General features: G+C 64.5%; 14 protein-coding genes. 10 read left to right on the forward strand and 4 right to left on the reverse strand.

The window, feature by feature from the left end:
- Nucleotides 1-14: 14 nt before the first annotated feature.
- On the reverse strand, nt 15-629 hold the full coding sequence (gene folE / locus ACE3N9_RS16060) for a GTP cyclohydrolase I FolE (protein ID WP_374285405.1): 615 nt from the start codon (nt 627-629) through the stop codon (nt 15-17).
- Nucleotides 630-776: 147 nt separating this feature from the next.
- Between folE and ACE3N9_RS16065 the strand changes: the two genes are divergently transcribed.
- Nucleotides 777-1,355 (forward strand): PAS domain-containing protein, encoded by a 579-nt coding sequence (locus ACE3N9_RS16065; RefSeq protein ID WP_374285433.1) that lies wholly within the window; start codon nt 777-779, stop codon nt 1,353-1,355.
- A 441-nt stretch (nt 1,356-1,796) separates the two neighbouring features.
- On the opposite strand, the gene ACE3N9_RS16070 is transcribed toward ACE3N9_RS16065, so the two are convergent.
- Nucleotides 1,797-2,798, reverse strand: coding sequence for an AraC family transcriptional regulator (locus ACE3N9_RS16070; protein ID WP_374285408.1), 1,002 nt, complete (start codon nt 2,796-2,798; stop codon nt 1,797-1,799).
- A 126-nt stretch (nt 2,799-2,924) separates the two neighbouring features.
- Between ACE3N9_RS16070 and ACE3N9_RS16075 the strand changes: the two genes are divergently transcribed.
- Genes ACE3N9_RS16075 through ACE3N9_RS16100 form a run of 6 tightly spaced genes read left to right on the forward strand, consistent with a single transcriptional unit; the run spans nt 2,925 to nt 9,158 of the window.
- Nucleotides 2,925-3,593 carry a cysteine hydrolase family protein gene (locus tag ACE3N9_RS16075; RefSeq protein ID WP_374285410.1) on the forward strand — a complete coding sequence of 223 codons (669 nt, stop codon included), beginning with the start codon at nt 2,925-2,927 and terminating at the stop codon, nt 3,591-3,593.
- Nucleotides 3,590-4,372, forward strand: a complete 783-nt coding sequence (locus tag ACE3N9_RS16080) for an enoyl-CoA hydratase/isomerase family protein (RefSeq protein ID WP_374285412.1) — start codon at nt 3,590-3,592, stop codon at nt 4,370-4,372. The genes ACE3N9_RS16075 and ACE3N9_RS16080 overlap by 4 nt, the downstream gene beginning before the upstream one ends.
- A gap of 11 nt (nt 4,373-4,383) precedes the next feature.
- The gene (locus ACE3N9_RS16085; protein WP_374285415.1) at nt 4,384-5,622 is read left to right on the forward strand and encodes a thiolase family protein; all 1,239 of its coding nucleotides are present in this window, start codon (nt 4,384-4,386) and stop codon (nt 5,620-5,622) included.
- 4 nt (nt 5,623-5,626) lie between these two features.
- The gene (locus ACE3N9_RS16090) at nt 5,627-6,784 is read left to right on the forward strand and encodes an acyl-CoA dehydrogenase family protein (protein ID WP_374285417.1); all 1,158 of its coding nucleotides are present in this window, start codon (nt 5,627-5,629) and stop codon (nt 6,782-6,784) included.
- Nucleotides 6,785-6,803: 19 nt separating this feature from the next.
- The gene (locus ACE3N9_RS16095; protein WP_374285420.1) at nt 6,804-7,577 is read left to right on the forward strand and encodes an SDR family NAD(P)-dependent oxidoreductase; all 774 of its coding nucleotides are present in this window, start codon (nt 6,804-6,806) and stop codon (nt 7,575-7,577) included.
- 3 nt (nt 7,578-7,580) lie between these two features.
- On the forward strand, nt 7,581-9,158 hold the full coding sequence (locus ACE3N9_RS16100) for a class I adenylate-forming enzyme family protein (RefSeq protein WP_374285422.1): 1,578 nt from the start codon (nt 7,581-7,583) through the stop codon (nt 9,156-9,158).
- Here ACE3N9_RS16100 and ACE3N9_RS16105 read toward each other — a convergent pair.
- Both ACE3N9_RS16105 and ACE3N9_RS16110 read right to left on the reverse strand, forming a co-directional pair.
- Nucleotides 9,125-9,409 (reverse strand): hypothetical protein, encoded by a 285-nt coding sequence (locus ACE3N9_RS16105; RefSeq protein ID WP_374285424.1) that lies wholly within the window; start codon nt 9,407-9,409, stop codon nt 9,125-9,127. The genes ACE3N9_RS16100 and ACE3N9_RS16105 overlap by 34 nt on opposite strands.
- Before the next feature lie 130 nt (nt 9,410-9,539).
- Complete coding sequence (locus tag ACE3N9_RS16110) at nt 9,540-10,526, reverse strand: AraC family transcriptional regulator ligand-binding domain-containing protein (protein WP_374285427.1); 987 nt, start codon at nt 10,524-10,526, stop codon at nt 9,540-9,542.
- Between the two features lie 95 nt (nt 10,527-10,621).
- Between ACE3N9_RS16110 and ACE3N9_RS16115 the strand changes: the two genes are divergently transcribed.
- From ACE3N9_RS16115 to ACE3N9_RS16125, 3 genes are all read left to right on the forward strand, one after another.
- Nucleotides 10,622-11,374 carry a TauD/TfdA dioxygenase family protein gene (locus tag ACE3N9_RS16115; protein WP_374285429.1) on the forward strand — a complete coding sequence of 251 codons (753 nt, stop codon included), beginning with the start codon at nt 10,622-10,624 and terminating at the stop codon, nt 11,372-11,374.
- Between the two features lie 67 nt (nt 11,375-11,441).
- Complete coding sequence (locus ACE3N9_RS16120) at nt 11,442-12,104, forward strand: helix-turn-helix domain-containing protein (protein ID WP_374285435.1); 663 nt, start codon at nt 11,442-11,444, stop codon at nt 12,102-12,104.
- A 94-nt stretch (nt 12,105-12,198) separates the two neighbouring features.
- Complete coding sequence (locus ACE3N9_RS16125) at nt 12,199-12,591, forward strand: DUF2280 domain-containing protein (protein WP_374285431.1); 393 nt, start codon at nt 12,199-12,201, stop codon at nt 12,589-12,591.
- Nucleotides 12,592-12,768 lie beyond the last annotated feature (177 nt).

Below are 12,768 nucleotides of genomic sequence, written 5' to 3' on the forward strand. Positions count from 1 at the left end.
TCGCGGCTCCTGCCTTAATTATGGCCCATCAGCGACAGCACTTCCTTGCGGCTGCTGTCATTGTCGCGGAAGCAGCCCAGGACCTTGCTGGTCACCATGTCGACGCCGTGGGTACGCACGCCGCGCCCGGTCATGCAGCCGTGCTGCGCCTTGATCACCACGGCCACCCCCTGCGGACGCAGGTTGTCCCAGATGCACTGGGCAATTTCGGCGGTCAGCCGTTCCTGGATCTGCAGGCGCCGGGCATAGCCGTGCAGCACCCGCGCCAGCTTGGAAATGCCCACCACCCGGTCGGTTGGCAGATAGGCGATCGAGGCGGTGCCGACGATCGGCGCGAGATGGTGTTCGCAGTGCGAATGGAACGGAATGTCGCGCAGCAGCACGACTTCGTCGTAGCCCGCAACTTCCTCGAAGGTGCGTTGCAGGTGGACCGCCGGGTCCTCGTCATAGCCCGCGCAATATTCCTTCCACGCCCGGCCAACGCGGGCCGGGGTGTCCAGCAGGCCTTCGCGCTCGGGATTGTCGCCCGCCCAGCGCAGCAGGGTGCGGATCGCTTCCTGGACCTGGTCGGGAACCGGCAGCTTGTCGCTGCGCTGTTCCGCCAGCAACTGGCCGTGGATGATGTTCATGGGGCGGTTCCTGCGCTGAATGGTTTGCCAGCCGCCGCCGGGAGGGGGATGGGCGGTGCGGCGGCCGGCTTGTTCCATCTAGGCTTTCGCGCGGGGCTCTGCGATATGGCCTTACGGACAGTCGGTCAGGAAATGAGTTAAATGGAAATGTCGCCGCAAGACCTGATCGCCAACAGCAATGTCGCCGCTGTCGTTTCCGACCCGTGCCAGCCCGATAACCCGATCATCGCCTGCAACGAGGCGTTCCGCCAGCTGACCGGCTATGACGAGGGCGAGATCGTGGGCCGCAACTGCCGGTTCCTGCGGGGCGAGCGCACCGAACCCGAACAGACCGCCATGCTGCGCGAGGCAGTGGCGCAGCGCCGCCCGGTGATGGTCGAACTGATCAACTACCGCAAGGACGGCACGCCGTTCCGCAACGCGGTGATGATCGCCCCGCTGTTCGACGAGCGCGGGGACCTGCGCTATTTCCTCGGCTCGCAGATGGCGATCGACGATGCCGGGGCGAGCCGCCACGAACAGGCGCGCGCCAGGATCGAAGCGCTCAGCCGCCGCCAGCTCCAGATCCTCGAAGCGCTGGCCAAGGGGCGGCTCAACAAGCAGATCGCCTTCGACCTTGGCCTGACCGAACGCACCATCAAGATGCACCGCGCCGCCATGCTGCGCGGGCTGGGCGTGCGCACCGTGGCCGAAGCGATTCGCATCGCGATCGAAGCCGGGCTGTGATGCGCCGGGCGGCACGCCCGGTTCGGGCCGCCGCCGTGGCGAAATAGTCCGACCGCACACTTCCACGTGACCCGCCCCCACTGAATGGTACGGTCAGCCCTCGATGCTGCGGGCTACGGCCTTGCTGATCACCAAGGTCCCAGGCGAAGCGCGTGCCGTTTCCTCGATGAACGCACATCAGCTAACGACACGCCCACGTGAAGTCCGGACCGCCCGCTATGTTGGCGCCTCTGCCTGCATGCTCAGGCATGTGCCAACGACAGTTCTCGGCGTGAGCGGACTTTCAAGCGCCTGCTACGAAACGGCTCAAGTTGGTCGCTTTCTGCCCACTGCGCCGAATGGCTGGCACCGCCGACAAAGCCGACGATTGAAGGCCCATGGACGAGCCTCAATTTCAGCCATTCATTAAGGTGGATCGTCAGTTCAGGACGTAGCGTCCGTTCATGCTCGAACGCTGCTCGGCGCCTGTCCTGTCCAACGCTTGAACGCCCGGCTGAAGTTGCTCGCGTCGGTGAAGCCCAGCAGGAAGGCGATCTCGGTGATCGAAAGTTCGGGCTGGCGCAGGTAACCCATGGCGAGTTCGCGGCGGGTCTCTTCCATCAGCTCGTGAAAGCCGGTGCCGCGTTCGCCAAGCCGCTGTTGCAGTACGGTCTGGCTGAGCCCCAGTTCCCTGGCAATCTGGCCGCGCGTGCAATGGCCGCTGCTCAGCTGTTCGACGATCGCGGCGCGGGTCCGGGCGACGATGTCGGATCGGCTGAGTTTGGCCAGGCAATCGTTGGCGATGCGGTCGTTGAACTGGGCAAGATCGGGGCATGATCCGGCGAGCGGCTGGTCGATCAGGGCCGCATCGAATTCGATCAGGCCTTCGCGGCAGCCGAAAGTCGGCATCGTGCCGAACGCGTCGTAATAGGGCTCCGCTCCGCCTGCCGGGCAAGCGCGCATCAGGCCGATCCGTGACGGCGCCAGCGGCGCATTGAGCAGCAGCCGCATGAACCGCAGCACAAAGGCCTGGAACGCATCCTCGGTCTCGCCGCATAGCGGGGTACGCGGATCGAAGTGCAGCAGCACGCGCTGCTCGTCGCGTTCCAGCCGCAGCACGGCGGCTTGCGAAACGATCGCGAAATAGCGCTCCAGCCGCAGGCAGAACTCCCACAAGGTCCGGCTCGCCATCAGCGCATAGCCCAGCGCATGGATGTTAGAGGCGTGGATATAGCGCGCCACGCTGAGCCCGAAATAGGGATCGCCGGTCCGCTCGACGCAGATCCGGAACAGGTCGGTGACTTGCCGGGTGGACAGGCGTTCGAGCGGGTCATTGCGCCCCGGCGGCTCGATCCCGGCGGCGGCGAAGACTGGTCCGCTCGGCACTCCCGCCGCTTCCAGCGCGCGCCCGATCGCTCCGGTGTAACCGGCAATGACCGATGGGAGGGCGGCAGGATCCGTCATGACCTGCGCCAGCTTAGCCAAGGCGCAATCAAACGCAAATGACCGGCGATTGCTCGCCGCGGACAGGCGCAGCGCGCGGATCCCCGGCAAGCAGGCATCAGCACCAACCGGGGAGTCGGGAAAGCGATGCACAGGATCGAACTGCCACCGCATCTGAGCGACGGGACAAGGCCCTGCTTTCGCTTCGATCGCCCCGATCCGGCCCGCACCGCGCTGTTGGTGATCGATCTGCAGGTCGCCTTCGTCGATGAAGGCCAGCCCTATGCCAGCCAGAACGCGCGCGACGTGCTGCCCAATGTCAATGCGATCATTGCAGCGGCGCGGGCAGCAGGGGCGCTGGTTGTGTTCACCCGGGCCAGCACCAGCGACGATCCGCGCTTTGTCCGCCCGGACTGGTTCGAGCAGTCTGCCGCCTATGGCCCGCTGGCGGCGATGCTGCGCCCGGAATGCCCCGGCCATGCGCTGTCCGCCCGGCTCGACCGCGCGCCCGGCGATCTGGTGGTCGACAAGTACCGCAGCAGCGCGATGCTCTCGCAGTCGTGCGACCTGGCCGAGCAGCTGCGCGCACGCGGGATCGACACGCTGATCATCGTCGGGGCGATCACCAATTACTGCTGCGAGAACACCGCGCGGGATGCCTGCCAGATGGATTTCAAGGTGTTCTTCATCACCGATGCCACCGCAGCGATGACCGATGCGGAACACAACGCCTCGCTCGGCAGTGTTGGCGGCCATGCCGATCTGCGCACCGCCTCCGAAATGATTGGCCTGCTTGAAGGAAACCAGCTGCAATGAGTGAACCCGCCCTGCTTGTCGAAACCCACGGCCCCGTAACCCGGCTGCTAATGAACCGGCCGCAGGCGATGAACGCGCTCAATCTGGCGATGTTCGATTGCCTGAAGGCCGAGCTTCCGCGCCTCGCCGCCGACGAGGAATGCCGAGTGCTGATCCTGACGGGGGCCGGGCCGGCGTTCTGTGCAGGGGCCGATCTCAAGCAGGCTTTGGCCGGCCAGCCCGCGCCGGGCGAGCCGGACTTTCTTGACCGTGCGCGCGAAGTGCTTGAACTGCTCGCCGCCTTTCCCAAGCCGCTAATCGCCGCGCTCAACGGGGTGACCATGGCCGGCGGGCTCGAACTGGCGATGTGCGCCGATATCCTGATCGCTGCCGAAAGTGCGCAGATCGGCGATGCACATGCTAACTTCGGGGTCTATCCCGGCGGCGGCGGCGCGGCGGTATTGCCGCGGGTCTTGCCGCTCAACACCGCGATGTACCTGCTGTTCACCGGCAAGACGCTCCCGGCTGCGGAGTTCAAGGCGCTGGGGCTGATCAGCGAGGTTCATCCCGACGCGGAACTTGGCGAAGCCAGCCTCAAGCTCGCGCAGGCGATTGCACTCAAGAGCCCGATCGCGCTGCGCCGAATGAAGGAAGTCGCGCGGACCAGCGCCGACAAGAGCCGCGCCGATGCGCTGCTCCACGAACAGGTCATGCTGCGCCTGCACCAGCGCTCGGCCGATCTGGCCGAAGGGATCGCCGCCTTCGCCGAAAAGCGCGCGCCGCGCTTTACCGGCCGCTGAGGAGCTCCGTTATGACCGAAGTCTTCATCGCCGGAGTGGGGATGACCCCGTTCGGCCGCCATATCGACAAATCGATCCATGACCTGTCGAGCGCGGCAGCTGCGCTGGCGCTGCAGGATGCGGGCGCGGATGCGGCGGCCATCGAGGCGGTCTATTTCACCTCGGCCACCAATGGCGCGCTGCAGGGGCAGCATTCGATCCCCGGCCCGATCGCGGCGCGCCGGGCAGGCCTGTCAGGTGTGCCGGTGTTCAGCGTCGAGAACGCCTGCGCTTCGGGCTCGTCCGCGTTCAACCTCGCGGTCACGGCGATCAAGGCGGGCGAGGCCGACGTGGTGCTGGCGCTGGGCGCGGAAAAGATGAACATCGCCGACAAGGCGCGGATGTTCGCGGTGTTCGACAGCGGCTGGGACGTCGAGACGGTCGAGGCGAACAAGGCGACCTTGCTGGCACTGGGCGCAGGGGTGGAACCGCCGCCGGGGACGACCTCGGACAAGCCCTACAGCGTGTTCATGGATGTCTATGCCGCGTTCTGCCGCCAGCACATGCGGCGCTATGGCACCACACAGCGCCAGATTGCGGCGGTGGCGGCGAAGAACCACGCGCATTCGGCCCACAACCCGCTGGCGCAGTTCCGCGATGCGATGAGCATCGAGCAGGTCATGGCCGCACCGCCGATCACTTTTCCGCTGACCCTGCCGATGTGTTCGCCGATCAGCGACGGTGCCGCTGCCGTGGTGGTGTGCAGCGCGGCGGGACTTCGCAAGCTTGGTACCTCGGGGCGGGCGGTAAAGGTCCTCGCCAGCGTGATCCTCACCGGGATCGAACACGACCCCGATAACCGCGAACAGGGGATCGGCTACCGCGCCGCGCAGCGCGCCTATGACCGCGCCGGGATCGGGCCCGATGCGGTCGATGTGGCCGAAGTCCACGATGCCACCGCGATGGGCGAACTGCTCAATGTCGAGGCGTTGGGGCTGGTGCCGTTCGGACTGGCCGGGCCAGCAGCGGAGCGCGGTGATTTCACGCTGGGCGGGCGGGTGCCGGTCAACCCCTCGGGCGGGCTCGAGGGCAAAGGCCACCCGATCGCCGCGACGGGGTTGGGACAGATCCACGAACTGGTGACCCAACTGCGCGGCGAAGCGGGCGCGCGGCAGGTCGAAGGCGCGCGGATCGCCGCGCACGAGAACGGCGGCGGGCTGCTGGGGATCGAGGAAGCCGTGGTCGCGGTGAACCTCTTCGCGAAGGACTGAGGCCATGGGCAAGGTGCTTCAGACCCAGGAACAGGCGATGGCGGTCGACAGCCTGCGGCGTTACCTCGCCGCCGAAGTCGATCCGCTGTTTGCCAGGGAATACCGCGACCGTTTCGTGCCGCGCGAGGTGATGGCGGGGTTGATGCGGCGGCTCAGCGAGTTCGGGCTGGTCAGCGGTGCGGTGAGCGAACGGGCTGGCGGGCTGGGGCTCGACTGGCTGACCTCGCTGATGTTGTTCGAGGAAGTCGCGGCCTGTTCCGTAGATCTGTCGGTGCCGGTGCTGATCAATTCGTTTGGGGCCTACCTGCTGGAACAGGTTGCATCGCCCGAACTACGTGAGCGCTATCTGCCCGGACTGGTCGCTGGCGACACCTTCGTCTCGATGGGAATCTCCGAGGCCGACGTGGGCTCCAATGTGATGGAGGTCCGCACCCGCGCGCGGCGTGACGGGAACCACTGGGTGATCAGCGGCGAGAAAACCTGGATCAGCAACGGGGCCTATTCGGATTTCCTGATCTGCCTGTGCCGCACCAGCGACGATCCGCGCGGCGGGCTGACCCAGATCCTGATCGACCTGCACGAGCATGGCTATGAGGTGCGCGGGATCGACAAGATCGCCTTCAACAGCCAGTCGACCGCGCAGATATTTCTCGACGATGTGCGCGTCCCCGTCAGCAACACCGTGGGCGAGGAAGGCGGCGCGCTGAAGCGCACCCTGTCGCACTTCGAGAAGTCGCGCGCCTTTGTCGCCGCGCAGTCGCTGGGCCTCGGTCGCCGCGCGCTGGAAGAGGCGGTGGCCTATGCCAGGGAGCGCCGCCAGCATGGCAAGGTGATCGCCGGGCACCAGTTGATCGCGGCGATGCTGGCCGAAATGGCGACCCAGGTCGATGCTGCCCGGCTGCTGGTCCACCGGGCCGCGCAGTTGTTCGACGCGGGGCAGGGTGCCGAGATGGAAGCGGCGATGGCCAAGTACTTCGCTTGCGAAATGGCCGTCACCGTCGCCCGGCAGGCCGTGCAGATCCACGGCGGCAACGGCGTCACCCGCGACTACCTGGTCGAAAAGCTGGCGCGCGAGGCGATCGTCTGTCCGATCCCCGAAGGGACCACCCAGATCAAGCAACTGATCATCGCCCGCGCCCTCACCGGCGTGGCGGCGTTCTGAACATCCAAGGAGAGAAAACATGCAGATTGCCGACAAGGTCGTGGTCATCACCGGCGGCGCTTCCGGACTGGGCCTCGCCACCGCGCGCTATCTGATTGCCGAGAAAGGCGCGCGGGTCGCGCTGTTCGATGTCAACGAGGCAGCGGGCAAGGCCGCCGAGGCGGAACTGGGCGAGCGGGCAATGTTCGTCGCCACTGACGTGACCAGCGATACTTCGGTCCGCGCTTCGGTCGCGGCGGTGGTCGAACGCTTCGGCGCGGTCCATGCCTGCATCAATTGCGCCGCGATCCTCGGGCCGAGCAAGGTGCTCGACAAGGAAGGCAAGGCCACCTCGCTGGCCCGTTTCGCCCAGATGGCCATGGTCAACCTGGTCGGGGTGTTCAACGTGATGAGCCAGTGCGCCGAGGCAATGGCCCGCAACGAACCCGAGAACGGCGAGGAGCGCGGAGTGGTGATCAACATCTCGTCCGGCGCGGCGTTCGAAGGGCAGATCGGCCAGTGCGCCTATGCCTCGACCAAGGCCGGGGTGATCGGGCTCAACATGCCCGCCGCGCGCGAGCTGGGGGCGCACGGCATCCGCGTCAATGCGATCGCGCCGGGGCTGTTCCTGACCCCGATGGCCGCGCAGGTCCCGCCCGAAGTGTTCGCGTCATTGAAGGCGATGACCGAGGCGCCCAACCGGCTCGGCGATCCGCTGGAATTCGCGCATTGCTGCGCCTTCATCATCGAGAACGCCTATCTCAACGGTGAGACGATCCGGCTCGACGCCGCCTCGCGGCTGCGGTCGCGCTGAGCCATGAAGCTCAACTTCTGCCGGGTGATGCGCGGCCTGGTCCGCCGGTTTGGTGAGGCCGAGGCGCTGGTCAATGTCGAGCGCGGGAGGCGGCTGACCTACCGCGAATACCACCTGCTCACCAACCGCATCGCCAACGCGCTGCGGGGCGAGCTGGGGATCGGCCAGGGCGACCGTTTCATGCTGATCCTCGAGAACGACAACCTGTCGCTGCTGCACATGCCGATGTTCCTCAAGCAGGAAGGAACGGCGGTGCTGACCAACATGCGCGATTCGCTGGAAGAGCACCGCCGGCAGATCGAATTTGTCGGGCCGAAGCTGGTGATCCTCGAGAACCGCCTGCTCGGCAGCCACCTGCCGATGCTGCGCGAGTTGGGCTGCGTCGTGGTGGCGGTGGATGCGGCGAGCGACCTGCCCGCAGGCGTGCTGTGCCTGCCCGACCTGATCGCGCGCGCCTCGGACGAGGACAACGACGTGGCGCTGGATCAGACCGGCCACACCGCGATGATGCGCTTCACCGGCGGCACAACCGGCAAGGGCAAGTGCGCGATGTACACACCCGACAAAATCATGGCCTGCCGCGACAGTTTCTTCATCCACACCGAACTCGGCTGGGATGCGCAGACCCGTGCGCTGCATGTCGCGCCGCTGTCGCACGGGGCGGCGATGCTGTTCTATCCGACGCTGTTTTCGGGCGGAACCAGCGTGACGATGAACGCACTCGATCTCGGCGCGTGGATCGACACGGTCGAACGCGAGCGGATCAGCCATTCTTTCCTGGTCCCGACCGCGCTTTACCGCCTGCTCGAACTGCAGAACGCGGCACCGCGCAACCTCACGTCATTGCGCACATTGCTCTATGGCGCCGCGCCGATGAGCCCGGCCAAGCTCAAGGACTTGCTCGACTGCTTCGGGCCGATCTTCGTCCAGTCCTATGCCGCGACCGAGGCGGCGATGATCGTCAGCCTGCTGGGCAAGGCCGATCACCGCACCGACAGTGCCGAGGCGATCGACCGCCTGGCCTCGACTGGCCGGACAACGCCTGGGGTCGAAGTCTTTATCGCCGATGAGCAGGGCAACGAATTGCCTGCAGGCAAGACCGGCGAGATCCGCATCCGCTGCCGTGCGGTGGTTCAGGGCTATTACGGCAACCCCGAGCAGACGGTGGCCGAGTTCGATCAGGACTGCTGGCATTCAGGAGACCTTGGTTTCATCGATGCCGAGGGTTACCTCCACCTGGTCGACCGGCTGAAAGACATGATCATCAGCGGCGGCTTCAACGTCTACGCGATCGAGGTCGAAGCCGCGCTGGCCGAGCATCCCGCCGTGTTGATGAGCGCGGTGGTCGGCCGACCGCATCCCGAGTGGGGCGAGGCGGTCCACGGCGAGGTGGTGCTGCGCGAAGGCCTGGAAGCCTCGGAGCAGGACCTGATCGATCACGTCAAGGCGCGCCTGGGCAGCTACAAGGCGCCCAAGACGATTACCTTCGCCGCGTCCTTGCCGCTTTCTCCCGTGGGCAAAGTTCTGCGCCGCGAGGTCAGCGAGCGCTACTGGGCGCAGTCGGCCAGGTCGATCAACTGATGTGGCGGGACGACCGCGTTAGCAATCCGGCTTTCCTTGGCCATGCGGGCGCATAGGTCCAAAACTTTTTCCCGCGTTCCAAGGACGTCAATTATGCACTGTTGGGTCAAGCTCTGAATGCCCCAAGACTCATCTCCAATGGCCGGGATGGCCCAATGAAGATTACCGTCGTTCAGGTAGCCGAATACTTCGCTGACAATGCCGCCGTTCGCAGGCGCAAAGTCGCTGATCGGGAGCTGCCTGACATTCATCTGTCACCCGACGCTTGCACGAGCCACAGTGACAAGAGGGCGTTGGCCTGCTCATCGACGAATTTTGCGTCCCTTGTGTGCAAGGGAGCGGATTGCTTGAAAATGAAATTGATGCGTCAGACGGTTCCCATCAGCACGTGGAACTCTCTCTAATGCGCCGCCAGCGGGAATAGGCGCTGAGGCTGGAGAAGCCAAGCAACTGGGCAATCTCGGTCAGCGAATGACTGCCCTCGCTGCGATACTGGAGGCACAGGGCGGCGCGGGTCTGGTCCAGTAGCTGCGAAAAGCTCTGGCCTTCTGCCGCCAACCAGCGATGCAGCGTGCGGCGATCAATTCCGAACATGTCGGCGATCCGAGGGGCTGAGCAGTCGCCGGTCGGCAGCATCCGGCGGATGGCATCGCTGACCTGCTGGCTGCGCGCCGCGCCGCGCTGGCGAACCGTACTTTCGACCAGCCGTTCAAGTTGGCGACCGAAGGCCGGATCGGCATGTTCGATCGGTCGATTGAGGTCGGTCGTCAACATGACTATCGAGTTCCGTTCCAGCCGGAATACCGGCATAATTCCCAGGAACCGGGCATAGGGGCCGATATCCGCTGGACGGCGATGACTGAAGGTCAGCATTTGTGGTGACCAGTCCGGCCCCAGGAAGTGACGCAGCAGCCGAACAATCGCGGCTATTGTCAGTTCGATGGTCTGGTTGGCCGGGTGCGGCAGGCCAGGGCTCAGGCTGAAGCTGAGGATCGTGGTTTCGCCATCGTCTTCGAGCGAGGACTCCAGGCCTTCGGCCTGGGCCCAGCCCAGCCGGGTCAGGCTGGACAGCGCGCCGCGCAGATCGGGCTGCTCGCGCATCAGCAGCGCAACCGGCCCCAGCACCGAGATCGCGCGGGCCTGCGCCATCAACAGTCCGAACGAGGGCGTGCCCGCTGCCGCGCTGGCCTGTTCGAGCAAGGTTATGACACTGGCGGTTGGGATCGGCAGGTCGGCATCGCGCAGGCTTGCATCGGGAATCCTGGCCGTGCGCAGCAAGCCTCCCGGGTCGAGCCCGAAGCTTCGCGCAGTGATCTCGAAACCATCAAGGACAGCGCTGCGGGCCATCGGGATGGAATCGTGCGTCATGTCCCAAAATGTTCAATATCCGTCCCAGAATGTCAAATTGCATTCGGAATCTGCGACTAGAACGGCAGCATAATCAAAACTGTCTGGAGAGAACCATGTCCAACGCCCTCGAAACCCATGACTACTCCCAGTTCCGTGTCGTGCCCCGCACTCCGGTGATCGGCGGGTGGATCGAAGGCTGCCATCTCTCCGAACTGAACGAGCAGGGAATGGCCGAACTGCGCGAGGCACTGTGGACCTATGGTGCGCTGTTCGCTCGCAAGCAGAACCTGAGCTTCGATCAGATGAAGCAGGTCGCTCTAGGCTTCGGCGACCGGCTTGAAGAGCACACCTTCGCGCCGACCATGGCAGCTCAGGGGCACCCCGAAGTGATGCATATCCGCCGCCGCAACACGGCCGACACCACGTCCACCACCGACGTTTGGCACCACGATGTGACGGCGCGCAAGCACCCCAACATCATGTCGGTGCTGCAAGCATCGGAAGTGCCGTTTGGTGCCGATACCCTGTGGTCCAGCATGACCGCGGCCTATCGCTGGTTGCCCGAAGAACTGAAGCGCTTCTACGCCAGCGTCGAGGTTGAGCATGACTCGCTTTATCTCGCCATGCGCCACAACTTTGGCACCCCGGAGATTCTCGATCGGATCGCCGCCAACCGTGAAAATGCGATCCACCCGGCAGTCATCGCCCACCACGTCACGGGCGAGCCGTGCCTGTTCGTCGGCAATGCCTATGTCCAGCGGATCAAGGGCTATCCGACCGATGCCAGCGAAGCGCTGATCAAGACAGTCGCGCGCAGGTTCAGGGGCAAATCGAGTTCATCGTCGCCAAACGCAGGAATGGCGTGACTGGATCGGCCTGCGGTCGGTTCCATGGCGCATTCCAGGCGGTGAGGTAGTTATGAGCATCCAGCACATGGCCGCCGTCTGGGAACTCGATATCCCCACAACGCCCAAGATGGTACTGCTTTGCCTTTGCGACCACGCTCGGGATGACGGGACCTGCTGGCCTTCAGTACCGCGGATTGCGACAAGGTGCAGCTTGACCGACAGGGCAGTGCGCAACTCACTCAAATGGCTCCGGGAGCACGGAGTGATCACCATTCAAGCCCGGTCAGGTCATCGCAACACCTTTGTGGTCCTCCCCGGAACATCGTTCACCCCTGAACCAGATTCCGCCCTGAACAAGGTTCCGCAACCCCGGAACATCGTTCCGGCCCCCCCTGAACCAGATTCAGGCAAACCATCAATGAACCACAAGAAGCAGTCGGGACGCCCCACTAGCGCCATGTCGCTTCCAGAAGATTGGTGGCCGGCTGAGTTTGCCGCAGGAACTAACGCCCGTGCTGTCGTTGACGGCTGGTCGCGCGATGAGCTGCAGAGGCAGGTGGAGCGTTTTCGGGCCTACAACGAGAAGAAGGGCGTTCAGCGAACCGACTGGCAGCATACCTGGCAGGCGTGGGTTAACAAGAGCGTGGAATTCGCCCGTACGTCCTCGACGTCACCACGCCACGTTCCCGAATGTGATGTCGTCGCCTTCGCGCGGCTAATTCAGAACCGCAGCGTGACGCCAAATTAGGCCTGATGCAATGCGCCTGCCCGCCCTGCTCTGCTCAACCTGATGACGTCGAACACCCTTTGACGACTTTGCCCACTTACATGGTACTTACCCAATGAAACGTCTCGCAGAACCAGTGAAACGGCGGATTATCGAGCATCTTGCCTGCCGTTGCCGTGCGCGTGAGGTAGTGGACCTGATCGCCGAGGAGTTCGGGGTGAAGATCACGCCTCGCCACGTCCGCGCTTATGATCCTACGTCTCTACTGTGTGCTATTGGCAGCGACTGGGTCTCCCATTTTTGGGCGATAAGAGCGCGCTTCGAGGCCGATATATCCTCGATTGCAATTGCCAACCGCGCCTATCGGATGAAGCAACTTGATTACCTTTTTGCAACAGCCTTTTCCCAAGGTCGTAATGTGCAGGCCGCCCGCTATCTTGAACAAGCCGCGAAAGAGATGGGCGACTGCTATCAGCGCAGCCATCGTCGCCAGCCGATTGGAGAGTAAGAGTTTTCCATCCTCAACTGAATTGCATGCGCTGCCGTCGATGCCTCTCATGGTCACGTCCGTCAACGTGGTGTAATTTCGGCGGTGGCCCTGGGTCATCGTCAGGCGGCCTTTGCGGTGATGTGTAGTGGCTGATTTTCCTCCTCGATCATGGATTGGTTGAGTTCGGCCATACCC

The sequence above is a fragment of the Novosphingobium sp. genome, from assembly GCF_041905565.1.
In the GTDB taxonomy this organism is placed as follows: Bacteria; Pseudomonadota; Alphaproteobacteria; order Sphingomonadales; family Sphingomonadaceae; genus Novosphingobium.

Bases quoted from the DNA above. Each gene is read 5' to 3' on its own strand.
- folE (WP_374285405.1), bottom strand. From the start codon at position 629: ATGAACATCATCCACGGCCAGTTGCTGGCGGAACAGCGCAGCGACAAG.
- ACE3N9_RS16065 (WP_374285433.1), top strand. From the start codon at position 777: ATGTCGCCGCAAGACCTGATCGCCAACAGCAATGTCGCCGCTGTCGTT.
- ACE3N9_RS16070 (WP_374285408.1), bottom strand. From the start codon at position 2,798: ATGACGGATCCTGCCGCCCTCCCATCGGTCATTGCCGGTTACACCGGA.
- ACE3N9_RS16075 (WP_374285410.1), top strand. From the start codon at position 2,925: ATGCACAGGATCGAACTGCCACCGCATCTGAGCGACGGGACAAGGCCC.
- ACE3N9_RS16080 (WP_374285412.1), top strand. From the start codon at position 3,590: ATGAGTGAACCCGCCCTGCTTGTCGAAACCCACGGCCCCGTAACCCGG.
- ACE3N9_RS16085 (WP_374285415.1), top strand. From the start codon at position 4,384: ATGACCGAAGTCTTCATCGCCGGAGTGGGGATGACCCCGTTCGGCCGC.
- ACE3N9_RS16090 (WP_374285417.1), top strand. From the start codon at position 5,627: ATGGGCAAGGTGCTTCAGACCCAGGAACAGGCGATGGCGGTCGACAGC.
- ACE3N9_RS16095 (WP_374285420.1), top strand. From the start codon at position 6,804: ATGCAGATTGCCGACAAGGTCGTGGTCATCACCGGCGGCGCTTCCGGA.
- ACE3N9_RS16100 (WP_374285422.1), top strand. From the start codon at position 7,581: ATGAAGCTCAACTTCTGCCGGGTGATGCGCGGCCTGGTCCGCCGGTTT.
- ACE3N9_RS16105 (WP_374285424.1), bottom strand. From the start codon at position 9,409: ATGAATGTCAGGCAGCTCCCGATCAGCGACTTTGCGCCTGCGAACGGC.
- ACE3N9_RS16110 (WP_374285427.1), bottom strand. From the start codon at position 10,526: ATGACGCACGATTCCATCCCGATGGCCCGCAGCGCTGTCCTTGATGGT.
- ACE3N9_RS16115 (WP_374285429.1), top strand. From the start codon at position 10,622: ATGTCCAACGCCCTCGAAACCCATGACTACTCCCAGTTCCGTGTCGTG.
- ACE3N9_RS16120 (WP_374285435.1), top strand. From the start codon at position 11,442: ATGGCCGCCGTCTGGGAACTCGATATCCCCACAACGCCCAAGATGGTA.
- ACE3N9_RS16125 (WP_374285431.1), top strand. From the start codon at position 12,199: ATGAAACGTCTCGCAGAACCAGTGAAACGGCGGATTATCGAGCATCTT.